A 24673-nucleotide genomic window follows, 5' to 3' on the forward strand; every position below is an offset into this window, starting at 1 on the left:
TCGTTAACGGTGATAAAGAAGCGGTTGATGTGTTATTAAGTGACGAACGCATTAAAGCGGTTAGTTTTGTTGGCTCAACACCGATTGCTGAGTACATTTACACCACAGCGAATGCGAATGGCAAACGTTGTCAGGCACTGGGCGGCGCTAAAAATCACGCCATCATTATGCCTGATGCCGACATGGACAACGCGGTAAATCAATTGTTGGGTGCTGCCTTTGGCTCCTCGGGAGAGCGTTGTATGGCGTTGTCTGTCGCGGTTGCGGTAGGCGACGAAGCGGCGGATGCCTTAGTGGAAAAAATGACGCTAGCGATGAAAAATCTCAGTGTGGGCGCTCATGACAATGCCAGTAATGATTTTGGTCCCGTCATTACACAAGCACACAAAGAAAAAGTAGAAGGTTACATCACCAGCGCGCACAATCAGGGAGCAACGATTGTTGTCGATGGTCGCCAGCCACACGTTAAGGGTTATGAAAACGGCTTCTTTGTTGGCGCAACCTTAATTGATGGTGTTACGCCTGAAATGGACAGTTACGTTGCTGAAATCTTTGGTCCGGTATTGCAAGTAATGCGCGTTAAAACCATGCAAGAAGCAATGCAGTTAATTAACGACCATGAGTACGGCAATGGTACCTGTATCTTTACCCGTGATGGTGAAGCGGCGCGTTATTTCTCTGATAACATTCAAGTGGGTATGGTTGGCATTAATGTACCACTACCTGTGCCTGTTGCTTATCACAGTTTTGGTGGCTGGAAGCGTTCATTATTTGGTGATTTACATGCTTATGGCCCAGATGGCGTTCGTTTTTACACCAAGCGTAAAACCATCACCCAACGCTGGCCTTCAAGCGGTGTGCGTGAAGGAGCAAGCTTCGCGTTTGCTTAGTTAATTACCTCCAATAAAACCAGTGTGGCTTAATTAAAGTTAAGCCACACTTTCCCCCCTTCCCCCCTCTAAAGATCACCAATTATTTGCAAATAGTAAAAAATTCAACAACGAATTTGGTTACTTTTTCATGATTATCTCTTCGTTTTGTAGTGCTATGAATTGATTGACTGACTGCTTTTATATTTTTAATTTTCTTATAAATAGCATAAAGTTGACGACTATCATTTTTACTGGATTCAATAACTTGTGAAAACTCCATCGGCATTTATTATTGGCGCAGCTAAACAACAAGATAAGGTAGGTAGTCTTGATCAGGTTTTACTGCTCGAGTCACAATTACTTCAACAGGGTATTACGCCTAAACATTTAGTTATAGAGCCTTTAGAGGCTGATTGGCATAGTCCTGAAAAAGTGCATCACTTTAGAAGTGGTTGCGCTCCAATTGAGGCATTGGCTGAAGCAAAAAAATTAATTGAAAATGGTGAAGCTGCGGTTGTAATTAGTGGTGAAGATCATATCAGAACGGGTTATAGCCGAGAAAACCGGTTAAGTAAAATGGCAGTTTATGGACAGAGTTATCCATTAACACAAGCTTATACCGACTTAGCCCGTGCTTTTAGTGACAACCACACCATTACAGAACAACAATTTAAAGAATTCTCTAGTGCACTGTTTGAAAATTATCAAATCAGTTTTCGTAACGCTCTGTCTGATAGCTTTACTCCTGAATTATTGCCCGATTTACGTTGGCATAAACCGATAACAGATTTATTTAGAGGCGTAGATTGTGCAAACCCTATGGTCGATTTTTCAGGTCGATTATTGTTAACCCGCGCAGATATAGCTGAGCAGTTGGGCGTTGATAAAAGCCAATGGTTGAAGGTGAAAGCCGTAGGGTTGAGCCGCCTTGATGGTGATGGACGAGAGTTTTTAAACGATATTTCGAGATATGAACATTTACAGCAAGCTTATCAACAAGCCTGTGGTGAAGCTAATATCGACTTTGTGCACCTGTTCAAAAGTGGTGATGCCTTATTAGAAACTTATACTTGTTACCCTGTTGTCCCAATGGCTTTTTTATTAGTCAGTGGTTTGGTTGAGGTTTTAGAGGATATTCCAGACTTTCTCGCTGAACATAGTATTACCATTACTGGCGGCATGAATTTGGCCAAAGCAGCATGGAATAATCCAGCACTTAATGCACTGGTGCTAATGCATCATCGATTATGTGATGGCCCAGAAAAGCTTGGTTTAATACATGGAAATGGTGGTTTAGGTTATCGACAAGGGGTCGCGATTGTAGAGCGTGTTGACGCTATTTAAAATGCTCTGTAACTGCCAATAGGTACATGGTTAGTAACAAAATTTAAAACAGAAAAAAGCCCTGACTCTTTCGAATCAGGGCTTTATAATATTGGTATCAGCGGTCGGACTCGAACTGACACATATTGCGATCATTTTTTTGAAAAGAACATACATTCAAAAAACACTCGTTGTAAATTAAGTCCGGTAAAGTACTTTAATTACATGCCAACCAAATTTAGTTTTAACTAAGTGAGGTTCTAATATTGCGCCCTTAAAAGCTATTTTATCAAACTGAGGTACCATTTGACCTCGTTTAAACTCGCCTAAATCACCGCCCTTTTTACCAGACGGACATGACGAATATTTTTTAGCTAACGTTTGAAACTTAGCGCCTTTACCTAACTGCTCAATAATATCTTCTGCAATTTCTTTGTGCTTCACCAATATATGAAGTGCGTATGCTGTAGCTGCCATGAGAAACCTTTTTAATACCGTTTTATAACTAAAGAAAAAGTGAATAGATGAATATCGCTGCAATTAGTTTTTCAAAAACCAATACCGTGTAATACATTATAAACAAGCATAGTGTAAAAGATTTTATATCGGCTCATGACTAATCTATTTTAAATATTATATTTCGGCAATAAAAAAGCCCCGACTCTTTCGAATCAGGGCTTTCATATAATGGTACCGCAAGACGGACTTGAACCGTCACTTCTTTCGAAATCGGATTTTGAATAGAGCATGCCTAAAACCACTATATAAAATCAATAACTTATAAATTATTTACGGACTTTGCAAAAACTTTGCAAATCTAACTTCGAATTGTCATACTAGATTTTATGACTACTCAAACAGCACGACACGATATTCAAGACGGATTATACGTCTACCTTCAAGACAACAGCAAACGCTGGTACGCACGGTTTGTAATCAAAACCGAAGATAAAGGTAACGGAAAATGGTATAGCAAAGCCACTAAAGAAAAAGAATTAGATAAAGCTATAGCAAGTGCTCATATTATTCTTATGGAATATAAAATAAAAGCTAAAAATAATCTATTAGTTGGTAGTAAACGATTCAAAGATGTTGCAGCTAAGACCATCCAAAAGTTGCAGATAGAATACGATGATGACGGAAAATTTAGTTGCCGTGATTATATGCAAGCCCTGAATAAATACCATATCCCCTTCTTCAACCGAATGTATATAACCTCAATTGACCAAGACAAAATACGTGAATTTAATAATTGGCGTATAGAGAAACTGGGACGTATCCCTGCAAAGTCAACGATACTTACCCACAACGCTGCAATTAATATGGTGTTTAAAGAGGCCATCGAAAACAAGTGGATGATTGCAGCTCAAGTTCCAGTTCTAACATCAAAAGGCGAAAACGGTAAGCGACGAGCTGCATTTTCGGAGGATGAATACGATAAAGTTTTTGATACGCTTCTTAACATGATTGATAACAGCCGCAAAGAGATAACAAAACTAATAAGAGAGCTGTTACTTAACTATATGGAATTTGCTGTTTACACTGGAATTCGCCCCGGCACTGAAATGGACGGTATTACTTGGGGTGATATTGAAATGGCTCGCCAAGACAATAATGTACGTTTCAAAGTAAAAGTCAAAAAAGGTAAAACGAGTAAACATACAGGTACCCGAACAGTTATTTGCCGAGACCAAATATGGGGTACCTTAGAAACATTACGTGATAGATTTCCTAATAGAAAACCAAAAGATAAATTATTCAGGTTAGCAGATGGTAAAGAGACCAAAGAGCTTGGGGTTGCCTTCAGGAAAGTACTTGAAGCCTGCGATTTAAAAGACTCTGCGGATGGAGCTAGAACACTTTATTCATTACGTCATTCTTACATTACTTGGCAATTGCTACGACGTGATTTACGAATCGATATATTAGCCAAACAATGCGGTACTAGTACAGCAATGATTGAGCAACACTATAGCCATGTTGTACCTAGCATGTTTGAAGAAGAACTATCTGGCGTTAAGTTTGATAAAAAAGAGAAAAAGGTTCGTCACATTAATAAGAAGTCTTTAGACCAACAGATAGAGAAGTACAAAGGCTGGGAAGCTGAGTTTAAAAAACGAGGGTGTATCTAAGTAAGAGTTAACCTAGTTGCTAACTCTCCACACAAATAAAAACTAATACTTTGCTTTAGGTAACCAAGCCACCTTCTCTAGAGTTGGGTGCTAAATAGTTTTTCACAAATATATTCGGCAACGCTATTTCATTTAACAAGATATTAAAACAATCAAACTTTATTGGTAGTTTATTGCTCCCATCTTCATAGCCCTTTTCTCTAAAAATAGAATGTGCTTCAAAGTGTTCTCGTGTACATGAACCAACAATGTATGCGTGAGTGAAATTTCTCACATTTTTTTGAGAGGACCCCTTAGGCCGTAACAGTGAAACAAATATATATAAATTTGGTTTTTGATGTTGGTGATTATATGCTGGTGCTGTTGCTACGTAATAGTCTAATGGTGCTTTTGTTCTGTCTTTAGTTTTAACCTCAAATGTATCTCCATTAACAAAACTATAATCATGTGTAGTTTGATCCCTTTCATCAACGAATGGAGTATTTAAACCTCTTAGCCAATCTTCTACAATAATCTCCCCTAAAACACCGACTGGGTTAGCTTCCTCGCCTCTATAGGATAATCGCCATGCTGGCATATTTTCGCACAACGTATCGACCCTTTTGAAATGTTCATTATTTAGTTCAACTTTAATATACGACAATTGAGTTACTCCTTTTAATTATATTTCTAAACAGTGCTTTACAGGGGTTGGAAATAGTAAAGCTAAATCCTTCTTATTCATCTTAAACAAAGGGCCTTTCTCACTAACTTTTGGTTTATCTCCACCTTTACGTTTGATTAGGTGATCCATAGTAATAGTTCCATCCGCTAACAAAGGCATTAACTGACTAACCATGGGGTTTTTAGTGTGAGTAACTGATTTAAGTTTGAAATATTCATGCCCATCTATTTCAATACTTTCGGCATCAATCCAAAAAGTTTCTTTGTGTTTTTCTAATAATCGATCTCGTAATAAGTCTGCTGGCCAAAATGCAACATCACCCTCTTTATTGTGATGTTCTATTAGTTGGTCAATCTTCTCATCATAAGTAAACTGTAACCCTTGGCTATTAGGCTTCTTGGCTGAAATAGTGCAATACAGTTTAAAGTCCACCTCTCTTTGATAACCAAACGCATCAAGGATAGCGGCACTACTTTTTAGTGGACTAATTTTCCAGTCTGCAACTTGGGCAAACAAAGTAGTTCTACTTCCATTTCCACGTCCTGACTTAAGCTCAATACCTTTATAGTCAGGTAATTTGCTACTATTGGGTGGAACGCCTAGAGCATCTTCAATAGCCATTCCTATAGCAGTCGAACCTTTGAGTGTCGCCTTTATTAAACCGCCTTTAGCAATATCCCTAAGCTTATTGAGTAATTCAATTGCAACACTTTCATCATTAGGTAATAGCTCTTGTAACTTAGTTAACTCATTACCACCTTCAGCCAATTGCAGAGTGCTTAAGTTTACCAAAACCAACTGTTCATCAGCAAATATCAACGCGACTTGGTCACCAGCTTCAGCAAAATCCCCAAGACCACGAAACCACATTCGTGGGTCACCTTGCTTTGTCACAGGTCGATATAAACTCATTAAGGAGTTTTTACATTCGTTGTTACCAATAAATAAAGCTGTTTTCATTACTTTGTGTTCAGGACCTTGACCTTGTGAATCATAATCATGGAAAGCTGCACTTCTGAACAAATGTCTTACCGGATGAGTTGCATCTAAAATAGATTTTTTTAGACCTGTAGGAGTTGGTTCAAAAATGACAAAATCAATTCCTTTGGAAACCAATAGCTTCTTGTTTACTGAAACAACTAGAGCTTTATTGATTGCATCTTCGTTTGACATACCTTCACTTAATTCCTTTTTAGTTGAAGTGGATAATTTGATTATATTATGGTCATCACATGCTTTTACAAGCTCAGTCCAACTGCCAAAGTTATATTCATTAGCAATCAGTAATTGGGCTTGATGGAGTTTCAAGTCATGCTTTTTTTGGAAGGCTTTAGCTTCCTTTTTATATGTGGATAGGTTTTTCAAGGTTCTTATCTCCTAACATCTAAGGATTACGTATATCCTCAACGTAAGCTAACGTTTCACAGGACTTCTCAACTGAAACCAGTTGAAGGCATTGGGTTACCTTTCGCTTACAGGTTACTGTATAAATCCTTAGCATGTCCAGAAATAAAACTGATATACTTCAAATTTTTAAAAATCTTGTCCCTGGATTTTTTAACGTATTCAGATTAGAATAAAAAGCACTTTAAATTAGGTAGGTAGAACAGTTGAATTACATAGAATTATTTGCAGGATGTGGTGGTTTATCTTTAGGTCTGGAATCAATTAACTGCTCTAATATGGTAATGGCTAATGAGTTGTCCCCTATGCCTGCTCAGACATTCGCGTACAACTTTTTCAAAGAAGACTTTGAAGAGAAAGACATCCTACCTAAAAGAACTAAGTGGCTTTCTAGTAACTTCTCTTTAGATGAAATGTCTAAAAGAATGAGAGAAGACCCTCGGACTTATCCAGAGTTGAACATCAAAGATAGTGTTTGTGATGTTAAAGATATTAATTCCTTAAAGGGAAACTTAGTTGTAGCCAATGTTATTCATTTAAACCAGTTCCTTAATGACAGTCCTGACTTAGTTAAAAAACTATCTAATTCATTTGGAGACGGAGAGCTAGACTTCGTTTCTGGTGGTCCTCCTTGTCAAAGCTTTAGTATGGCAGGGATGAGAAAGAAAGATTGTGATAAGAACTCTTTGCCTTGGGAGTTTGCTTCTTTCGTTGCAAAAGTACGCCCCAAATTTACCATTTTAGAAAATGTCACTGGTATTTTAAGGGCCTTCCAAGAAGAAGGTGAAAAGTATTATGCTTGGATTGAAGTATCCAAAGCATTTAGTCAGATAGGCTATATACCACTTTGCCTACATGTAAACGCAAAGTATGCTGGCATCCCTCAAAATAGACCTAGGTTTATTATGATAGGCGTTAGGGATGACATTTATCAGAAGCTATCTAAGTCATTTAATAAGTCCGAGAAAGAGCTCTTTTCATCTTCATACGCTTTTTATAACGGTGTAAGGCATGGGATAGAAAGTGAGATAGCAAAACTCAAATATCATGATGTAGTTAATTCAGCAGACATAGAGTTGTTTAAAAACTCATTTCTGTCTGAATTAGTTTCTCATTCAGAAAACTTTGTAAGCGTATCTTGTGCAATTGATGATTTAAGGTTCAATGGTGATAAATCAAAGCCATCTGAATACATTACAACCAACTATGACGCTCTACTAGGAAAAGTTTACAAAAAGCCTACCAAACTGTTTAACCATGAAGAACGGAGAAATGGGGAGTTAGTCCAAAGACGTTTTAGGCTTTATCAGATAATGCAAAGAATAGGGAATAGTTTAGCGAAAGAAGTTCGCTCTATTTTGAAAGGGACAAGCTCAGATTTAAGTGATGTAGCATGGTCTGCTTTTTCAGAGCATGATTACTTAATAGAAGACGGGAGTTATTTAAAATTCAACACTAAAACTCAGTTCATAGATTTCTTATTACGTCATCCGACTAAGAAGCAAACTCAGAAAGCGTTGGATCCAAGCTCACCTGCCCCTGCTGCTTTATCAATTCCTGATGATGCTTGTCATTACCATCATGACGAACTCAGAACTCTTACAGTTCGTGAAATGGCTCGAATCCAATCATTTCCAGATAGTTTTGTATTCCGTTCAAAGGTGACAACTGGTGGACAAATGAGGAGGTTCGAAGTTCCTCAATATACTCAAGTAGGAAACGCAGTCCCACCTTTATTAGGTAGAGCACTAGGCCTTAGCCTGAAAAATTTATTGAAACGAATTTAGGGAGGTTTAATTGGCTATTGGAAAGTATGTTCAGGTTCATATAATAAGTATTATAGAGCTCTGTGAAAGCACAGATGCGAATTTACTTAGTCAATTAAAAAATAAAGAGTTTTCCAATAAAACATTTGGCCTTTCATTCCCATTTTTTAAAGAAGTTAAAGAAATAGATGAAAAGTCAAATGTAAGGTATTGGTCTACAGTCTACTCTGTTTGCAATCAACAGGTCAGAGTCTGTAGTCAATGGTATGCTTTACATCAAGCACGTTTCGATAAGTTTCTTGAAGCTAATAGAATTTCAGAATCAAATCTAGTAAATGACCTATCTCCCCAACCTAAAGAAATAATAAATAAACGCTATAAATATAGGGCTATTGGAAACGCTTCAAATATATTAGTACGAAATATTTTATCAAGTCTTGGTAATGAATCTTTTACAAAGGTTGATTGGCAAAAAACAATCGAATATTTTGATCATAACTGTGCGTATTGTGGCCAGAAAGGCGATATTGAAATGGACCATATTATTCCAATGAATAAGTCATCTCTAGGTGAACATAAGATTGGCAATATTGTTCCATCTTGTAAGCCTTGCAATAGGAAGAAACATGATAAAAGCTATACTGATTTTTTAAAGGGTAACTCCGCGGCCACCCAGCGTATAGATTCATATATGGAAAGTAGAAATTATAATCCTATACGTAATAAAAAAGTTAGTGAATTTTTACGGCTAGCTTATGATGAAGTTGCAACACTAGCTGAACGATATATTGATATTATCAATGAAAAGTTAGACAACAACTCAACAGAATAATGATTTAACTTTTTATAGTTATATCCGTAAACCATTGAATTTATATAAATATCTAATTGGAGAAACAGTGTGGGTCGAAAGTTTATTTCACAAAAGAAACAAACTAGAGAGGAGCTTTTTGATTCTTTAGTTAAAAATGCAATAGATTTCCTAGATTCATCTCTTGATAATCTAGAGAAAAGGCCTAAAAACTCTATTGTTGATTTTTATACTTCCATAGAATTGTTTTTAAAAGCAAGGCTAATGCATGAACACTGGACTTTGATTATCAGCAAGCCGGAAAATGCGAATATTGACAGTTTTATGGTTGGTGATTTTCATTCTGTATTTTTAGAGGACGTGATTAAAAGGTTAAAATCAATAATTAACGAGCCTTTACCTGAAAGTACTATCGCTAACTTTAAAGCCTTAGGTGAGCATAGAAATCAAATAGTTCATTTTGCCCACACTGATTACAGCGATATAAAAGCAACGAAGGCTGGCGTAGTAGTTGAACAATGGTCTTCGTGGCATCATTTGCACGAATTAATTGGTACAAAGTGGCTTGATATATTTAAAGTTTATTCATTAGAAATCAATCGAATTCATCAAAGAATGATGCAACAAACCGAATTTATTCAAGCTAGGTATGATGAACTTGAACCAAAGATTAAGATAGAAGAGAAGAAAGGAAAGAAGGTTATCGATTGCCTTCATTGTAAAATGCATTCAGGCATAATTACAGAAGAAAAAAAATGGGGTGTTGATTATAACTGTATGGTTTGTGGAGTGAAGGACTTGGCAATTACTCCTTTAAACGAAACTATCGAATGTTCTGAGTGTAATAAAGAATTTAAATTTTTTGATTCCACAGTTAAACATTGTCCAAATTGTAAGGTTGAACTTACTACAAAAAAGTTAATTGAGCTTTGTGAAAATAAATACAAAGAAGGTGATGGTTGGTGGGAGGAAGGTCAAGCACATATTGCAAGCTGCCATGAATGCCAAAATGAAAGGCCATCGGTGTTCTTTATAGATAACCTTTGGAGTTGTGTTTCATGCTTTGATCGTGGCTGGCAAGCAATCTGCTGTCCCAACTGTGATGAATTTGTTACGGGGGATATGGATAAATTAAAATATTTTGCTTGTCACAAGTGTGAAGACGACGTCAGAAGAAATATGGAAGCTGATGGCTTTTAACGAGGAATACAACTGCTTTGACCGCAATCAAAAACAAATCAGCTATCAACTATACTTCGTTGAAACATCTAGAGCAGTGGCCAAATTAACTTGGCCTCTATATTCGTTCGAAAATAACCACTGGTGGACAAATGAGGTGATTTGAAGTCCCTCAATATACTCAAGTAGGTAATGCGGTTCCGCCTTTATTAGGTAGAGCTTTAGGTTTATCTATCAATAGCTTACTAAAAAAGTTAACCTAGATTAATTGCAAGATTTTAATTAAATTAATATAAAATAATGGACCCTCCTTTCAATTTAAACATGTTTAAATTGAAAGGAGGCATTTTAAGGATATTCTCATATGATGTTTTACGTTAGAACTAATTCAGCTCTACTTCAATCAAAGAGTTACACTCGCCCATTTGCATTATTAGAAAAAATAAAATGGAATGATTTTAGCTACACCACTTTATTTAGATTATATGTATATCCCAAAGATTCAGCTGATCGAGTTCAAATAGGTCAATTAAAAATAATGCATTTGGGACAAAAAACTGAAGAAGATACATTTGATCCAGAAATTAAATCTTTTGATGACTTATCCAATTTGTCTAAAGAATACTGTTCTCTGGGAGATGAGTTAACTTATTATAAAAGCTTGAAAACAATTGATGGCTCACTTGCCATAAAAATTCTAAAACAATTAAATGATGTGTCATTTAACTCCAATATTCGAAGTAAATTTGAAAGTGACGATTGTTTCAATTCATCTTTACTCAGGTACAGTGAGTCTAAAGAAGCTCTAGACAAAGGGGCTTCTTTGTTTGGAAAAAGAATAATAAGGCAAATAGAGTTCTCTGCGACTATACCTGTTACAGAAGAAAAAAATTATAAATTCAATTTCAACTTTAACACTTTTAAAGGGCTTCCCCACAGAGTTAACCTATTGGTTGGTTCAAATGGTGTTGGAAAAACCCAAGTTATGGCGAAGCTAGCAATTCTTCTTAGTAGGTTTGCCAAAGATAACTTTGACGATAACAAAAGTAGCTTAAAAAAGTTAACCGAAGCTGGCGTTATTGAACCTCGTCCTTCCTTATACAATGTAATCGCAGTATCTTTTAATGCCTTTGATAGTTTTGAATTACCGAGTATTAAGCAGACAAAAGATTTTAGTTATAGTTACTGTGGTTTAAGAAAAGATGACTCTTCCTACTACAGTGAGCAAGAATTAGCGGGCAAAATTCAAAAATTATTAAGTTCTTTGGACGATTTAAAACTTAAAAAAGCGGAAGGGTACCTAAAACAACTATTACATTACGGTGATGACGAAAAAATAACCTCTTCATCAAATTACTCAAATCTTAGTGCAGGTCAAAAAATTGTTCTCAATATTTTATTACATGTTCTTAATAAAATAACGCCTCAATCACTAATTTTACTAGATGAGCCAGAGACTCATTTGCACCCTAAATTAATGACGTCACTTTTTATCATACTCACAGAAGTTCTTATAGAGTTTGATTCATTTGCTATTATTGCAACACATTCGCCAATAATAGTTCAACAAGTACCTTCAAGATCTGTACATGTTCTAAAGAGAATCGATAATATCCCTGATTTATCTGAACCCGTTATTGAATGTTTTGGGGAAAATTTAAGTGAGATATCTAGGCATGTTTTCCAAACAGCTCAAAGTGACCGTGACTATGAATCGATAATTGATGAATTGCTTGCAGATAATTTCAATGATCCTGAGCTAGTTGAAGAACTTTTTGAAGGAAGATTAGGAATGAACGCTCGAATGTATTTGCGCTCTAAAGCTGCATTAAGGAGCCAAAATGATTAACATGAAATTCAAAATTTCCGCTCCATCGAAGGCTTCTTTTAAAGTGTTTAAATCCAAATCAGGGGCTAGGAAAACAGTTTTACAAAATGCGGTTAATTCAGTAAAGACAAGAAAAGCATTATACTTATCGAATAGGTCCTGTTTGCATACTTTAAGAAGAACGACATATTCAGGAGTGCAAAGTGCAGCATTAGAACATTGCTATGATAGTTCAACAAATGCCTTAGTAGAAATTAAGGTAAGCTTAATTAAGAATATCAAAACACAAAATGAATACCTTTTATCTAAATGCCCATACTGCTTAGTAAGAGAACCATCCACATGGGATCATTATTTACCTAAAGCAAAATACCCTGAATACTCGGTATTTTCACCAAACCTCATTAGAGTTTGTGACGTTTGTAATAGAAAAAAATCAGATGGGTTAGTACAGAATACCAAGGAAGCAATACATACTTATTTTGACAAGTTACCCAATACTGAACTACTTGTATGTGACGTGACTTTAGATAACGCAAACATTCCAATCATGAATTTTAATGTACCAAATCCGACAAATAACACTCAAATTACATTAGTTCAAAATCATTTTAATGCTTTCGATTTAGCCGAGACTTATATCGACTATGCTAAAGATTATTTATCAGTTCTCCTTCAGGAATTTGCGAATAAATTTCCTACTGGTATCACCGCACAAATTTATAAACAAGAACTAATATTCATACATAATCAGATACCTATGAACAGAGGTTATAATTATTGGCAAGCTGCTTTATTAAAAGGCTTGGCTCGAAACTTAAATTTAGTATCTGTTATTAACAACTTACAATGCGTTCATTCAAATAACTGGAAAAGAGTCTAGAGTTGTTTATCAAATAGTTAACCAATGAGCTCTATTGTAGAAATGTTGATTGATAGAAATTGATAATTATTTGGTATCAGCACCACTTAGCGTTAAAAAACGAAATGCTAATGTCTGCAATGAGCTTCAGCAAACCTACTACTTATCATAAGTACATATTTAATATAAAAATTAATACTATGTAACTTTTAAGTACACTCTAAATTGCCAGTAAGTTAGTTGAATAAGGTTGTCATTTTTAAGTCTGTTTTGTGGCTAACTTTACAGTTATGTTGAACATCTAAGACCCCAAATTTACGGTGATAACATGACAGAACATATTGGATATATACGTGTTTCTACGATTGAACAAAATACTGTGCGTCAATTACTTAATGTTGAGCTTAATAAATATTTTACAGATAAATGTAGCGGCAAAGATACTAATCGCCCTCAGTTAAAATTGTTAATTGAATATGCGCGTGAAGGCGATGTTATTCATGTTCACGATATCAGCAGAATGGCGCGTAATACTGAAGATTTATTGCGTTTAGTTAAAGAATTCACTGAGCAAGGGATCAGTTTGAAATTTCACAAAGAGCATCTTGAGTTCAACGGTGAAAATAGTCCTATGCAACAACTAATGTTGACTATGCTTGGCGGCATTTATCAATTTGAACGCGCTATGATCCTAGAACGCCAGCGTGAAGGGATCGCTATTGCTAAAGCAAAGGGCAAGTATCTTGGTAAGCCTGTTAATCAAGTTCTTCATGAGAAGATCAGAGAGTTGTTTAGCCAAGGTGTGAATAAATCACAAATAGCTAAACAACTTGGCTGTACTAGACCAACGGTATACAAGGCTTTAAAGTAAGTTTTAGTATGGAAGTAGATAATTGCCTTTCTTTTTATAGAGAAAGGCTAACTAACGTATTTCGCATGGGGAATGAAACCACCATTTAATGCTACAACTCTTTTTATATCATCAACTTCAATTTCGTCGATTCCAAGAGACTTAATTATTCTCATTAACTCAGAAAATATTTGATCCGTTTTACTTATTTTAACAATAATATATTCATAAGGCTTTGTGCAGTAATAAGGACTTACATCATCATCAGCTGTATCAGGAACCCCTTCATTTAGCCCTATTTTTATAAAGTAGTTATAAGATTCAGACCAAATTAAACTAATCTTAGCAGAACCATATCTTGGTGGAAAAATAGAATTGGTTTTGGCCAGATCTGACGAATTCCAATCCCCATCATTATCACCATTTAAGGAGTTTAAAGCATAACTAAGAGTAAAAACCTCATCTCTTGTGTTCGGTATCCAATTAAATGCAAACTCTCCACTTGCTTTAGTTGGAACCAAATCGTCTCTACTTTCCCAAACAGCTCTCCCATTAATAACAATATCTTCCGGTACATAGCCGCATTCAATATTACCTAATTCAAAAGATTCATTTAAGGCTGTAATATCAGGATATTTTCCCTGTTCTAGAGTCTGCTTAATGCACCCGATTAACAATAATTGATTAGCACTGTATTCATCGTTTGAGTTAATAAAAATAATATCAAACTCTCTTTTTGCATATTCGGCCAATGATTCAGGTAATTTTTTTAAACCTAAATGATCATCATTACGTTTATGATATTTATCAATAACGTTTCTATATAATGGATTCGGACGAGCATCAAACGAGCTTAATTTCGACTTCATTATGGTAACCCATGAATTAAAGCCATCAGACTCTAACAGCTTATTAAGTTGAAATAACTTTGCAGCATATTGCTCGTCATTATTAACAACTTTAGTATCTGCTTCTAAAGTAAATCCGTTCAGTACCACACTTATATTTGATGAATCACTAACAAACCTCAGTAAGTACATCATGTGGCTTGCTCCTGAGCCTGGGCGATAACTCCTATCAAAGTCGACGTCATTAATAACCATCCCATGATAAAAGTATCCCGGGTTACTTGTGGGAATTCCGAAGTGTTCTCTCAAAGTATTAGCTTCTTCCATCTTTAAACGACGCGTTCCTCTCTTTACTTCGGAGACCCTTGATGGTTCTAAATTTAGTAATTTTGCAACAAAACCACTACTACTCTGTGAGCACGCATATTCACAAAAATGCTTCGATTCTGGTATTGATATTTTTATATTTTCCATTGCTTTATTCCTTAATAATAACGACCTACAAAGTACCAAAACACCACTTACGAATAAAGCGTAATTATAGCGTAAAAATTACAACTACCGTTTAATGTAGAACTATAATCAACGAATAAGTTCCTCTATAGCTTATGATTCAATAGAGAGGTTAGGATCAAATAACTTTGGTAGGGCTTTGTTATTACATCTTTACTTGTTGAGTCATGGCTCGCTTTGATAACGACAAGCGAATCGAACGAATTAAACAAGGTCAGAGACGTGCTAACGATGCAGGTAAAAAATTTGGGGTAGTACTAAAAATCAAGAAATTAGAATTAAAGTAATTTTATATTTGGATAAAAAATCTAACCGTTAAGAAATTGCTAAAATAGGAGGTTGATGTCTTGCCACTGTATATCGTATTAAAAATGAATTGAAACCTCTTACGTAGTGACCAAATTAACTAGGCCACTAGAATGAGCTGTTACATGTTTTGTAATATTGCTTTTCAATACCGCTTATCGTAGTTGTTTTCTAAACGCTGAACCATAATGAAACATAGCCATCGTATGGATGTACACAACGTGTTGCTGAAGGAAGAATATATTGCCATGAAATGTATTTCTCCACACTGTTGTATTTTCTAAATATAACAAAATGTTACTTATGAGTACTCAACTGCTAATTGAGAAGTATTAATTGACTTTAGGTCATCATCTGATTGCATTATTTCAATATAATGAGGATTCATTTTAATAACCCCTCTCAACTCATTGAGTATTTCTTTTTCATCATAATTTAATCGAGCTTTGTAACATGCTTTATTGAATAATGCGTTTGCCTTGTTATCTTCATGATTAAATTGATCTAGTTTAATGGCATCATTAATAGTTTTTAATGCTTCTTCATATTGTTCTAATCCACACAAACAATAAGCTTTATGAGCATAAATTTCTGAAGTTGGTTCCAATATCAACAGTTTGTTGGCCCAGACTATTGCTGTTTTAAAGCTCTTTTGGTACTTATATGCAAGCATTCTAAGGTAATATGTTTCTGATTCATGCCTTTTTTCTAACTCGCCAATTCTAGAATTTATTTGATTGATAACCTCTTTAGATATGTCACCTTTTAGATCCCCTCTTAATGATTCAGAGAGTTTCAAAAATAGTTCAGGATCTTTAAAATCCTCAGGAGAGAATAATTTAGAATGATGAGAAGTAACTAATCTATAAAATACCAATAGCAGTAAAGTAGAGTAGATAAAAATAAAACTCAATATCGATTTCCTCTCTAATGAGTCTAAACCATTCCCAAACATTATCACTAATGTGCAAAAACCGTATATAAGAACAATAAATAAGGCTAATATACTTACAGGGCTTTTTGACAAGCTTTTTGCGGTTTCGCCGAATTTTGTGACTTCATTCATTTTAATAGTCATAAGATTTTATTTTTCCCCTACAATTATATACCCGCCTTCGAATTCGTCATCACTTCCAGCGTGCAGTGTAGAATCTATGTATGTCATTTCTGTTGCAGTTTCATAAGCGATTGTAAAACCATTTTCTAGTAAAATCGTTTTTTCAGAAAGTGCTTCAATATCAGTTTTAACCTTTTTTACCACTACAGTTGTCATATTAATATCCTTTTATGAATTAGCCCATATTGCTTTGTTTATTTTGTCTATTATGTTTCGTCGTTCTTGGCTCCTGTTTAAATAACCACTTAACCTTTGTTCTATACAAGCTATATCAGCACAATTTTCTAGAAGGCCTTTCTCTGCTTTTTCAATGTTACTCATGAGAGCAGAATCACCTAGAGTTAATTTCCATAAATTTTGATTTAAAATATTTCCAGGTGCAACAGTAGATAAAATTAAGTTAATTTTATTTTTGTTAAGTGTATTTGTATTTTTTGCATCATCAACAATTGCTTGATATTGCTTTGAACCGAGAGATTCCTTTAATTCACTTTCTAAAGTAGATACCTTAGCCTCTGCTTTATCCGCTCTTTCTTTTTGTAGCTGAGCCTCTATAGCACTTGTTGGTTGTACGGTTACTAATCTAGATCCTCCAGATTCAGCTAATTTCTGAGCAGCAATCCCCGTAGCAAAAAATTGAGAAATACCACCAGAAGCAGCTGCACTGCCAGTTTTAGCTTCTCCACCAAATTCAGCTCCTAAAGTTGCCAAAACAGAGTATGTATCTGTTTTCTTGGAACCATCTTTGTTCGTCTCGTTACTTTGGAATACACAATCTGGCTTTCCACATTTGGCAGGTTTTGCATTTCCTTTGTAAACTTCTTCATTTGCCAAAAGAGGCATCCATACTCCTTCTACCCGTTTATAACCTATAGTTATATCAGGGCTACCAGTAGTTGGTTCAGCTGAAATATCTATAGCTACTTTTGTTGTGGTTGAAAATATTAATGTATTACTATGTTGAGGAGTTGAGCTACAACCTGAAAGTGCTACTGCAAATAAAATTGTTAAGCCTACGGAGTTACTGTTGCACATATCTCATTTCCTTTTAATTTTTCTAAATGTTCAATAAAGTGTTCTAATTGTTGTTTGTTTTGCACTATTACTAAAACTCTACAATCCATTGGAACAGAGACGATTTTGTTTTCTTCAAAACCCAATGTAATCCCATTTTGAATGGAAACCCCGATAGTTTTAATGCCTGTTACATTAATATTTTTGTTAGTTAAAGGTGGCTTAATGACTTGAACATAGCCGAAGTGATGAGCTACAGTTCTTCCTTTTTCATCAATTGTTATTTTGCTTGTGCAAGCAGATGATAAAAAAATAATATGAAAAATTATTAATTTAGAAATGTAACTCTCCATGTTTTTGTACAATGAGGACATCCTTTTTTAACCATAACCTAATATAGATTATGGTTAAAAAAAAGACAACTTTTCACATTTAAAATTTATGAAGTTTGAAAAATTTTAGTTAATAAAATTACACTCCTATGTAGCTTATTCAGGTAACACTGTCATTATGGGAAACCACAACAAATTAACGTGATATTTAATCATACTTTATGGTTTAGCATTATTAAAATTGTAGATTTCTAGTGTTTTATGGTGTTCTCATGACACCACCTGAGTAAGCTACATAGGCATGAAAATTAATATTTATCAGCTCCAATAAATATCAACTACTGGAAATTATCGTTTCGGTGCTTTCCCCTGTAGTTGTTGCTTTCGAAGTTACAATTAACTAATAAGACTAGAGGCTCATAGGAAATATTTGTGTTAAGAGCCATTGAGATGCCTACAGATAAAATGCAACAAAGGAATTAAAATTAGATAGTAGATGTATAAGGATAGGAGAATAAAAAATTACTCTTATAAACAATAAATATAGAATTACATGTCTATGAATAATAACTGTCTGTTACCTTAAGTGGCAGACTTAGCTTTGCTGAACGAACTTGGTATACCTGCCGCATAACTCAAAGTAGTTATAAACGATAGAAGTAATAGAATGATTAACGAATTAGCTTTCATAATATTTAGTCACCGTATTTGTAGCGTAATTAAAAAATAGAGTCTCACCTTGATACTTATTTCTTGTGCTCACGTTTAGTTTTCCTTTCTACCGACATTTCTTTAGCGGCAATTTCATTTTCCATTGCATATTGAAGTATATAAGCCAATTGCGAATCGAATTTATGTTTTTCTCTTCCCCTGCTAGTAAGATCATCTGATATTAGCCATTTTTTTATTTCTTCTACTTGTAATTCTTGCCCATGTTCATACCTATAAGCCTTACAAATATGTTTTTCATATTGATTTAAATAAAACAAACACGCCGTTTCAAGAGATTTCCTTTGTTCAATATTTAACTTCAACGGATAAAAGTTATGGGTATATTTTGAACCAGATACTTGGTTCCCAAACTTTTTCCAGTATTTTCCTATTGAGCCAAAACGTAATTCGTTCAACTCATGAATAAGACTCTCACCCAATGGCAACTGCCCTTGCTCTTCTAATCGCTTTATACTTTTAACACTAACTTTAGATAAACTAATTTTTGTTTCTTTAGATAGTACTTTTAATTTTTTTAAGAGCTGCTTGAGTTTCTTTAACTTTCCTTCAGAAACATTACCAGATTCATAGCCCACCTCAACTAACTTAAGTAATTTATCTCCATTTTCAATCCACACTTTTGGTGCTTTGGGCTGGTTTGGTTTCGTGCTCATTTCATTACCTTACTCTTGAATCTCAATTAAGGATATACAATCACATCGAAAAACACAATTCAAAAACGTCGAAAAACCTGTTTGAAATCTTATCGAAAAATGTGATTTTTTAAAACTGAGATTTGATCTCCTTAGCAGAAAGTAGTTTAATTTTTTCTTAAATAGTAATTTCGTATCTAACTGAGAACTGTAAAAACATTTCATACGAACTAAGTCTTTTGGAGCAAGCCTTTGGAGGTGGTTTTTATAAGTATTGTATCGATTAAACACCACTTAGATATGTAACAAACACTACTAATAGGAATTGAATTATGAGAGCTGAGAAGAATAACGGTTGTAAGGTTGTGAACACAAGAATACATACTATCACTACACTACTCCAAGACACCTTACTCCAACATGATCTGTTAAATGATCACCTTTATACAGAGCTACTAAACAACCAAACACTAGATAAAATTTGTGGCCCTGAAGGTTTGAGATTCAAATATGAAAGAGCAAGTGTCCTTAACAAATATCACAATTACTTTTGGACAGGCGCTCAGCATTCTATGGACTGGCAAATGCTAAAGTCAATCCAAGAACATTACCTGTTGTTAAGAAAGAAAGCTGAATCTGATACCAAGTTAATCTCTAGTGATTTTGATAATTTATTATCAGAAGATAACTTGATGTACCTTCATCAAAACATCACTTCAGCTTTAGTCAATCCTGAGCTTGAAGTTGAAACAGGTATCGATGAATTTGAGATATCCTTCATTATCCCTAGCATATGGCGAGAAAGTATATTCAACGAGCTATGTTGTGATGGTGTTATTAAGGAGAGACATTACACCAATGAGGGTTACGATAGACGCTATGGTAGCTCAACTCAATTTCAATACCGCACTGGTGGAATATTTGTTTTTCATTATATGGCAACGCAAGGTGACTGCTTAGTCTCATTTAGATTATCGCAAACACCTTGGCGTAACATACGTCACTTCTTTAATTGTTTTAAACAAGGGTTAGATAGAAACTATCAAGAATTTTTAGATCATGCCAAGGTAACGAGAGTTGATCCTTATATGTTAATCAAAGGCTACCCTCTACCGTTACTTCTTGTTCTTGAAGACTATACACCTAACGGTGAAGCTATTAGTACCTCTTGTTATAGAGAGAACGAGGGCTTTGCTAGAAGCATATACTCAGGAGATCGATTCAAGTCGAGCCACTTTATATTTTACGATATGCTATTGAAATTCTTAGAATTAAAGAAAGGGTACATCAAAGGTAAGAAGCCAATTAAAACTCGACAGAGATTTAAAAAACTTTTTGATAAAGCCTGTTCTGTATTTTGTATTTCTAAAATAGAGCGACGTATACATACTCATAAAAACGGAAGCAAGAACAACAGCATCAATGATATTAACAAGCTCAACGGCCATGGCTTTGAACGATTAAAGTTTTTCTCGCCACTAGCTTTGTTAGAGGTTAGCCATAGTATTCGCGTTAAAATATTCGAGCATGGCTTTGCTAATGTAGCTGATGAACTTTTGCCTAAGCAAAGAGAATCGCTACGTAAGATATTAGCTAAACCGCAGTATCAACTGTATTTTGACCATAAAACAGTTATGCAGCAACACATTAATAACGTTGAAAAGCTTCAGCGTATAATTAAGTGTCCTGATATTTTACCCAATAATATTAAGTTGTAGAGTTAAATGAATGGCTTGAGCAAGGAAGCTCCCGTCAAACTTTGTGAGAATCAGCTATTAATTTAGGCGTTCTTTAAACTTAAATAGCGACCTTAACCGAACTCTAATTACACTAGTATTACCATGGGTGCGAGTATCTAACGCACTGTCTTTATCACCAAATTCAATGATTTCAAGCTTAGTCAATATTTCTTCTGTTTTATTAATCCAACAATTGTGCATAGCCCTAATTTTATTATCTGTAACTTCATAACCAGCATCTTCGGCTACAGCAGTTAAAAAATCTTTCATTGTAAGATACGCATATGCACATCCATACCTCACTGACTCTTCATATTTATTCAAAAGAAATTTAGCAATCTCATGCCCCTGCTTATTTAATTTGTATCCGTTAACAGAGCGGTTCATCATTCTCTGAAGAATCTTATGATGCTCTTGGATAAATTTTAACCTTAGGGCTAAGCTAGGTTCGTCGTCGTCCTCTCCTGAAAAATCTTCTAAGTCTGTATAATCTCGTGCAGCATCCTCAAATTCGTTGAAGTACAACTTAATTCCATCCTTCTTTACAATTCCCACCATCTTTCCCTTTAATTTACAACACATTTCATTTAAAAATGAAAGTGCCTGAAGTAGTTGATTTTAACTGTTTTACTTATGTTCTTTTTAACAGGCTTTGTTCTTATACAAAAGTAAAATATGGAAGAAAACCTTGAAACAACAAAGTTAACTAATCATATCAGTGCAACCAATAAATAAAGGAAAACTAAATGGGCGTTTTTACTACAAGAATATCAAAGAACCTTTTAAGTTCTAATCTGGCGTATGAAGGGGCTGTATATTTAGATGTCGAAGATGTAAACGAAATTCATTTTATATTATCTAATTTATTTCAAAACCAAAAAGAATTAAAAGAACTGTTAAAACATATAAATAAGATAGATAGTCTGGAAATAGATTACTCATTTTCAAGTGTTGTGGAGCTATCTATTAGTTACTATGAACACTTCTCGGAAAGCGACATTCACTATTTTCATGAATTGCTACTTATCGTATTGCATGATCTACATCACAACGCTTCATACTCAACTTATGAATCAGGTAACTTTACCTTTAGCTTAAGTTTGTACGAGAAAAAAATGTGCATGGAACTAAATACTGTTAAATAACCATACACAATGATTATTCGTAAGTATTTTCACCCATATTAAAGGTTATCAATGAATAGAGATTGTACACAAACCATTAATCAATATACTAGATAGCCCTACTTATTTAATCAATCATAATTGATAACTTGTGACTCTGATATAGCTTGGTGAGTCATTGGTTTATCAATCTGCTGTGCAATTAGGGTTTGTGGAATATGGGGTTGTAGCAATGATTCAAATTGCTCAACCTGATTAAAATTGGGGTCTAGCCAGCTGTCTACTAACGATAGATCTTGCGGTAATATCAGGGGCATAGCTTTGCTGTGTATATGCTTCAGCTTCTCATGTGGTGGTAGCGTTATAACCGAACAGCTCAGTTTAACTTCACCTGTTACTTGGTGTTGCCATTCACGACACAAACCGCCAAGAATTAAACCTCCCTCTTCAGCGACCATATCGTAATAGTGAACAGGCTTTTTGTTCACAAATTCAGTTTCACCAAAACCTTTAACGGCGATTATACAACGCGAACTTCGGTACGCTTGATACCCTGCACTTTGAGGTACATTGAGTTTGTCGTACCGTGTATTGAATGACGTAAACTTGGATGGTTTAAAACCTTTTTCCGTTTGGTCTAACAATAACCACCAAGTCGCATTTTCAACTTGTCTTTGATGGCCTACATTTCTAACAATAGAAATGGTATCAGCGGATTTAACAAACCGACGGTCAAATGGCCTATCAACAATCTTGTTAATGTTTAAGCTGGTATAAAGCTTTCTCACTCCAGCATCAAAACTGGCATTGAACCTTCCGCACATAATTTTTATTCCTCATTCCTCACCGTTTAGCTTAACAAAGTATCTTAGGTATATCGCGCCAGTTGCTTGTGTATTGAGGGCTTAAAAAATGACGCTTCATTTGCCATGTTTCGGTTTGCCCTTCTGCCCCTATTTTTACCGTACCTTGGCCATAGCGATTATTAATATTATCAAAGCACTTCATTAGCACAGGGTTGGAGTTATCAGGCATGAATAGATCAGGCTGTTGAAATGTCCTGCTTTCCAATTCAATGGCACCAACACCACAACGGTAGAAACGAACACCTTCAACAAAAATGTCTGCCAGTACCAAGCTAATGGCTTTGGCAATATCACAACTATTATCAGTCGCTACAGGAAATTTATAAACCATCGCTTGTTTATAGTAGTTATCATCGTGAGGCGAGCTAGAAGCAAATATCATCAACTTCTTTATCAACGATGACTGCTGTCTTACTTTCTTAGCGACAATAGCGCCATGTGTTGCTAACGCTGATTGTAATGTATGAATATCAACAATGCGCTGTCCAAAACTGCGTGTTGAAAAGATTTCTCGCTTAGGCTCTCTAATGTCACCCCACGACAAACAGCTAATGCCGTTTAATTCATTAACGGTTCGTTCAGTTACCACGCTAAATTGTTTCCTAATTACTTTAGGGCATTGAGTTGATAATTGATAAGCTGTTTTTATTTCCTGTTGCTTTAAACGTTGTGATATTTTCCTACCAATTCCCCACACTTCATTTACGTCCATCCGTTCTAATATGGCTTTGCCGCTTTGAGCATTATCTATTACCGCCACACCATTATAGCCACTGAGCTTTTTAGCCGCATGGTTGGCTGCCTTCGCTAGTGTTGATGTAGTGCCAAAACCTACCCCGACTGGTAACTTTGTTTCCTTCCATATGGCTCGCCTTATTTCATGGCCGTATTTATGCCAATCAGTAATTAAACCATCGTAGTTTTTAAAGTGTAGAAATGATTCATCAATAGAGTAAACATGATGGTTATCACTGTACCTTGCGATGACATTCATCATCCTTTCGCTTAAGTCCGCATAAAGTTCATAGTTAGATGAACGAACAACAACACCATGCTTTTGGAGTAACCACTTTACTTTGAAATATGGTTCAAACTTAGGTATACCAAGCCGTCTCGCAATAGGGCAGACCGCACAAATACAACCATCGTTGTTTGTTAAAACAACCACAGGTTTATTTCTTATGCTTGGGTCAAATACCTTTTCCGCACTTGCATAAAAAGAGACAGCATCAACTAGTGCATACATGCTGTTAATTCAGGAGCAGGATGGTGTAGTCGAATAGAACGAGTAACTATGCCCTCTAATTGAAAGTCATCTTCTGGTTTTATAGTGATAGGTGCATGAGCTTTTGAGGCCGATAGTAATCTTGCTTGTGGTTTATCAATGAGCTTGCAAACAAAGCACCCATTATAATTAGCCACAATAACATCACCATTCTTTACGGTTAATGATCTATCAACAATGAGTAAATCCCCATCAAAAATACCAATACCTTCCATTGACTGCCCTGATGCTTGACCAATAAAGGTAGCATTGGGGTGTCGGATAAGAAGCTGGTCTAATGATAAACCAAGTTCTTTATATTCTACGGCAGGAGATTCGAAGCCAGAGATCCCAGCTTCAATGTATATGGGTATAACTTTCATGATGAAAAACCAATTAACTGTACATTTAAACAGTATAGGTTTTTAAATCTAATATAGAAAGATTTATACTTAGTTTTGACATTGTTCTTTCGTATTTAAAGGTAAGCGAAAT

Annotated in this window: 24 protein-coding genes; 11 read left to right on the plus strand and 13 right to left on the minus strand. The window is 35.2% G+C overall.

Annotation, left to right across the window (positions count from 1 at the left end):
* The coding region (locus ESZ36_RS17020) for an aldehyde dehydrogenase family protein (RefSeq protein WP_146790100.1) at positions 1-890 on the plus strand (890 nt) is incomplete at its 5' end.
* 249 nt (positions 891-1139) lie between these two features.
* A complete protein-coding gene (locus tag ESZ36_RS17025) occupies positions 1140-2216 on the plus strand; it encodes a hypothetical protein (RefSeq protein WP_146790102.1) in 1077 nt (358 codons plus the stop codon).
* A gap of 177 nt (positions 2217-2393) precedes the next feature.
* Here the strand turns inward: ESZ36_RS17025 and ESZ36_RS17030 are convergent, their stop codons facing one another.
* Positions 2394-2672, minus strand: a complete 279-nt coding sequence (locus ESZ36_RS17030) for a peptidylprolyl isomerase (RefSeq protein ID WP_057830312.1) — start codon at positions 2670-2672, stop codon at positions 2394-2396.
* Between the two features lie 368 nt (positions 2673-3040).
* Between ESZ36_RS17030 and ESZ36_RS17035 the strand changes: the two genes are divergently transcribed.
* The gene (locus tag ESZ36_RS17035; protein ID WP_146790104.1) at positions 3041-4327 is read left to right on the plus strand and encodes a tyrosine-type recombinase/integrase; all 1287 of its coding nucleotides are present in this window, start codon (positions 3041-3043) and stop codon (positions 4325-4327) included.
* A 55-nt stretch (positions 4328-4382) separates the two neighbouring features.
* Here the strand turns inward: ESZ36_RS17035 and ESZ36_RS17040 are convergent, their stop codons facing one another.
* Together ESZ36_RS17040 and ESZ36_RS17045 are read right to left on the minus strand one after the other, a co-directional pair.
* Positions 4383-4970: a hypothetical protein gene (locus tag ESZ36_RS17040; protein ID WP_146790106.1), complete on the minus strand. Its 588-nt coding sequence runs from the start codon at positions 4968-4970 to the stop codon at positions 4383-4385.
* Positions 4971-4988: 18 nt separating this feature from the next.
* Positions 4989-6356 carry an MvaI/BcnI family restriction endonuclease gene (locus tag ESZ36_RS17045; RefSeq protein WP_246129148.1) on the minus strand — a complete coding sequence of 456 codons (1368 nt, stop codon included), beginning with the start codon at positions 6354-6356 and terminating at the stop codon, positions 4989-4991.
* A gap of 245 nt (positions 6357-6601) precedes the next feature.
* Here ESZ36_RS17045 and ESZ36_RS17050 point away from each other — a divergent pair, with 245 nt between their 5' ends.
* From ESZ36_RS17050 to ESZ36_RS17080, 6 genes are all read left to right on the plus strand, one after another.
* Positions 6602-8182 (plus strand): DNA cytosine methyltransferase, encoded by a 1581-nt coding sequence (locus ESZ36_RS17050; protein WP_146790110.1) that lies wholly within the window; start codon positions 6602-6604, stop codon positions 8180-8182.
* A gap of 10 nt (positions 8183-8192) precedes the next feature.
* Positions 8193-8993 carry an HNH endonuclease gene (locus tag ESZ36_RS17055; RefSeq protein WP_146790112.1) on the plus strand — a complete coding sequence of 267 codons (801 nt, stop codon included), beginning with the start codon at positions 8193-8195 and terminating at the stop codon, positions 8991-8993.
* Positions 8994-9062: 69 nt separating this feature from the next.
* Positions 9063-10172: a hypothetical protein gene (locus tag ESZ36_RS17060; RefSeq protein WP_146790114.1), complete on the plus strand. Its 1110-nt coding sequence runs from the start codon at positions 9063-9065 to the stop codon at positions 10170-10172.
* 343 nt (positions 10173-10515) lie between these two features.
* Positions 10516-12000: an AAA family ATPase gene (locus ESZ36_RS17070; protein WP_146790116.1), complete on the plus strand. Its 1485-nt coding sequence runs from the start codon at positions 10516-10518 to the stop codon at positions 11998-12000.
* Positions 11993-12862 (plus strand): hypothetical protein, encoded by an 870-nt coding sequence (locus ESZ36_RS17075; protein WP_146790117.1) that lies wholly within the window; start codon positions 11993-11995, stop codon positions 12860-12862. The genes ESZ36_RS17070 and ESZ36_RS17075 overlap by 8 nt, the downstream gene beginning before the upstream one ends.
* 307 nt (positions 12863-13169) lie before the next feature.
* Positions 13170-13712 (plus strand): recombinase family protein, encoded by a 543-nt coding sequence (locus tag ESZ36_RS17080; protein ID WP_146790119.1) that lies wholly within the window; start codon positions 13170-13172, stop codon positions 13710-13712.
* Between the two features lie 47 nt (positions 13713-13759).
* On the opposite strand, the gene ESZ36_RS17085 is transcribed toward ESZ36_RS17080, so the two are convergent.
* From ESZ36_RS17085 to ESZ36_RS17110, 6 genes are all read right to left on the minus strand, one after another.
* Positions 13760-15013, minus strand: coding sequence for a hypothetical protein (locus ESZ36_RS17085; protein ID WP_146790121.1), 1254 nt, complete (start codon positions 15011-15013; stop codon positions 13760-13762).
* Between the two features lie 646 nt (positions 15014-15659).
* On the minus strand, positions 15660-16436 hold the full coding sequence (locus ESZ36_RS17090) for a tetratricopeptide repeat protein (RefSeq protein ID WP_146790123.1): 777 nt from the start codon (positions 16434-16436) through the stop codon (positions 15660-15662).
* 6 nt (positions 16437-16442) lie between these two features.
* Positions 16443-16631 (minus strand): hypothetical protein, encoded by a 189-nt coding sequence (locus ESZ36_RS17095; RefSeq protein WP_146790125.1) that lies wholly within the window; start codon positions 16629-16631, stop codon positions 16443-16445.
* Between the two features lie 12 nt (positions 16632-16643).
* A complete protein-coding gene (locus ESZ36_RS17100; RefSeq protein WP_146790127.1) occupies positions 16644-17510 on the minus strand; it encodes a hypothetical protein in 867 nt (288 codons plus the stop codon).
* The gene (locus ESZ36_RS17105; RefSeq protein ID WP_146790129.1) at positions 17489-17854 is read right to left on the minus strand and encodes a hypothetical protein; all 366 of its coding nucleotides are present in this window, start codon (positions 17852-17854) and stop codon (positions 17489-17491) included. Before ESZ36_RS17105 ends, ESZ36_RS17100 begins: the two co-directional genes overlap by 22 nt.
* Before the next feature lie 713 nt (positions 17855-18567).
* Positions 18568-19206: a hypothetical protein gene (locus ESZ36_RS17110; protein ID WP_146790130.1), complete on the minus strand. Its 639-nt coding sequence runs from the start codon at positions 19204-19206 to the stop codon at positions 18568-18570.
* A 311-nt stretch (positions 19207-19517) separates the two neighbouring features.
* Between ESZ36_RS17110 and ESZ36_RS17115 the strand changes: the two genes are divergently transcribed.
* Positions 19518-20903 carry a hypothetical protein gene (locus ESZ36_RS17115; RefSeq protein WP_146790132.1) on the plus strand — a complete coding sequence of 462 codons (1386 nt, stop codon included), beginning with the start codon at positions 19518-19520 and terminating at the stop codon, positions 20901-20903.
* A 57-nt stretch (positions 20904-20960) separates the two neighbouring features.
* On the opposite strand, the gene ESZ36_RS17120 is transcribed toward ESZ36_RS17115, so the two are convergent.
* A complete protein-coding gene (locus tag ESZ36_RS17120; RefSeq protein ID WP_146790134.1) occupies positions 20961-21482 on the minus strand; it encodes a hypothetical protein in 522 nt (173 codons plus the stop codon).
* Positions 21483-21670: 188 nt separating this feature from the next.
* Between ESZ36_RS17120 and ESZ36_RS17125 the strand changes: the two genes are divergently transcribed.
* The gene (locus ESZ36_RS17125; RefSeq protein ID WP_146790136.1) at positions 21671-22069 is read left to right on the plus strand and encodes a hypothetical protein; all 399 of its coding nucleotides are present in this window, start codon (positions 21671-21673) and stop codon (positions 22067-22069) included.
* 110 nt (positions 22070-22179) lie between these two features.
* Here the strand turns inward: ESZ36_RS17125 and ESZ36_RS17130 are convergent, their stop codons facing one another.
* The 3 genes from ESZ36_RS17130 to ESZ36_RS17140 are packed head-to-tail and all read right to left on the minus strand — an operon-like array spanning position 22180 to position 24561.
* Positions 22180-22872 carry an SOS response-associated peptidase family protein gene (locus ESZ36_RS17130; RefSeq protein WP_146790138.1) on the minus strand — a complete coding sequence of 231 codons (693 nt, stop codon included), beginning with the start codon at positions 22870-22872 and terminating at the stop codon, positions 22180-22182.
* Positions 22873-22903: 31 nt separating this feature from the next.
* Positions 22904-24160 carry a Y-family DNA polymerase gene (locus ESZ36_RS17135; RefSeq protein WP_146790140.1) on the minus strand — a complete coding sequence of 419 codons (1257 nt, stop codon included), beginning with the start codon at positions 24158-24160 and terminating at the stop codon, positions 22904-22906.
* Positions 24148-24561 carry a LexA family protein gene (locus ESZ36_RS17140; protein ID WP_146790142.1) on the minus strand — a complete coding sequence of 138 codons (414 nt, stop codon included), beginning with the start codon at positions 24559-24561 and terminating at the stop codon, positions 24148-24150. Before ESZ36_RS17140 ends, ESZ36_RS17135 begins: the two co-directional genes overlap by 13 nt.
* Positions 24562-24673 lie beyond the last annotated feature (112 nt).

Origin of the sequence: Colwellia demingiae (genome assembly GCF_007954275.1) — a bacterium.
GTDB lineage: Bacteria > Pseudomonadota > Gammaproteobacteria > Enterobacterales > Alteromonadaceae > Colwellia > Colwellia demingiae.

What these genes read in the sequence shown, in the direction of transcription:
- ESZ36_RS17130 (WP_146790138.1), bottom strand. Translation starts at nt 22,872, where the DNA reads ATGTGCGGAAGGTTCAATGCCAGTTTTGATGCTGGAGTGAGAAAGCTT.
- ESZ36_RS17115 (WP_146790132.1), top strand. Translation starts at nt 19,518, where the DNA reads ATGAGAGCTGAGAAGAATAACGGTTGTAAGGTTGTGAACACAAGAATA.
- ESZ36_RS17110 (WP_146790130.1), bottom strand. Translation starts at nt 19,206, where the DNA reads ATGAGCACGAAACCAAACCAGCCCAAAGCACCAAAAGTGTGGATTGAA.
- ESZ36_RS17075 (WP_146790117.1), top strand. Translation starts at nt 11,993, where the DNA reads ATGATTAACATGAAATTCAAAATTTCCGCTCCATCGAAGGCTTCTTTT.
- ESZ36_RS17100 (WP_146790127.1), bottom strand. Translation starts at nt 17,510, where the DNA reads ATGTGCAACAGTAACTCCGTAGGCTTAACAATTTTATTTGCAGTAGCA.
- ESZ36_RS17030 (WP_057830312.1), bottom strand. Translation starts at nt 2,672, where the DNA reads ATGGCAGCTACAGCATACGCACTTCATATATTGGTGAAGCACAAAGAA.
- ESZ36_RS17080 (WP_146790119.1), top strand. Translation starts at nt 13,170, where the DNA reads ATGACAGAACATATTGGATATATACGTGTTTCTACGATTGAACAAAAT.
- ESZ36_RS17095 (WP_146790125.1), bottom strand. Translation starts at nt 16,631, where the DNA reads ATGACAACTGTAGTGGTAAAAAAGGTTAAAACTGATATTGAAGCACTT.
- ESZ36_RS17125 (WP_146790136.1), top strand. Translation starts at nt 21,671, where the DNA reads ATGGGCGTTTTTACTACAAGAATATCAAAGAACCTTTTAAGTTCTAAT.
- ESZ36_RS17120 (WP_146790134.1), bottom strand. Translation starts at nt 21,482, where the DNA reads ATGGTGGGAATTGTAAAGAAGGATGGAATTAAGTTGTACTTCAACGAA.
- ESZ36_RS17090 (WP_146790123.1), bottom strand. Translation starts at nt 16,436, where the DNA reads ATGACTATTAAAATGAATGAAGTCACAAAATTCGGCGAAACCGCAAAA.
- ESZ36_RS17035 (WP_146790104.1), top strand. Translation starts at nt 3,041, where the DNA reads ATGACTACTCAAACAGCACGACACGATATTCAAGACGGATTATACGTC.
- ESZ36_RS17140 (WP_146790142.1), bottom strand. Translation starts at nt 24,561, where the DNA reads ATGAAAGTTATACCCATATACATTGAAGCTGGGATCTCTGGCTTCGAA.
- ESZ36_RS17135 (WP_146790140.1), bottom strand. Translation starts at nt 24,160, where the DNA reads ATGTATGCACTAGTTGATGCTGTCTCTTTTTATGCAAGTGCGGAAAAG.
- ESZ36_RS17070 (WP_146790116.1), top strand. Translation starts at nt 10,516, where the DNA reads ATGATGTTTTACGTTAGAACTAATTCAGCTCTACTTCAATCAAAGAGT.
- ESZ36_RS17085 (WP_146790121.1), bottom strand. Translation starts at nt 15,013, where the DNA reads ATGGAAAATATAAAAATATCAATACCAGAATCGAAGCATTTTTGTGAA.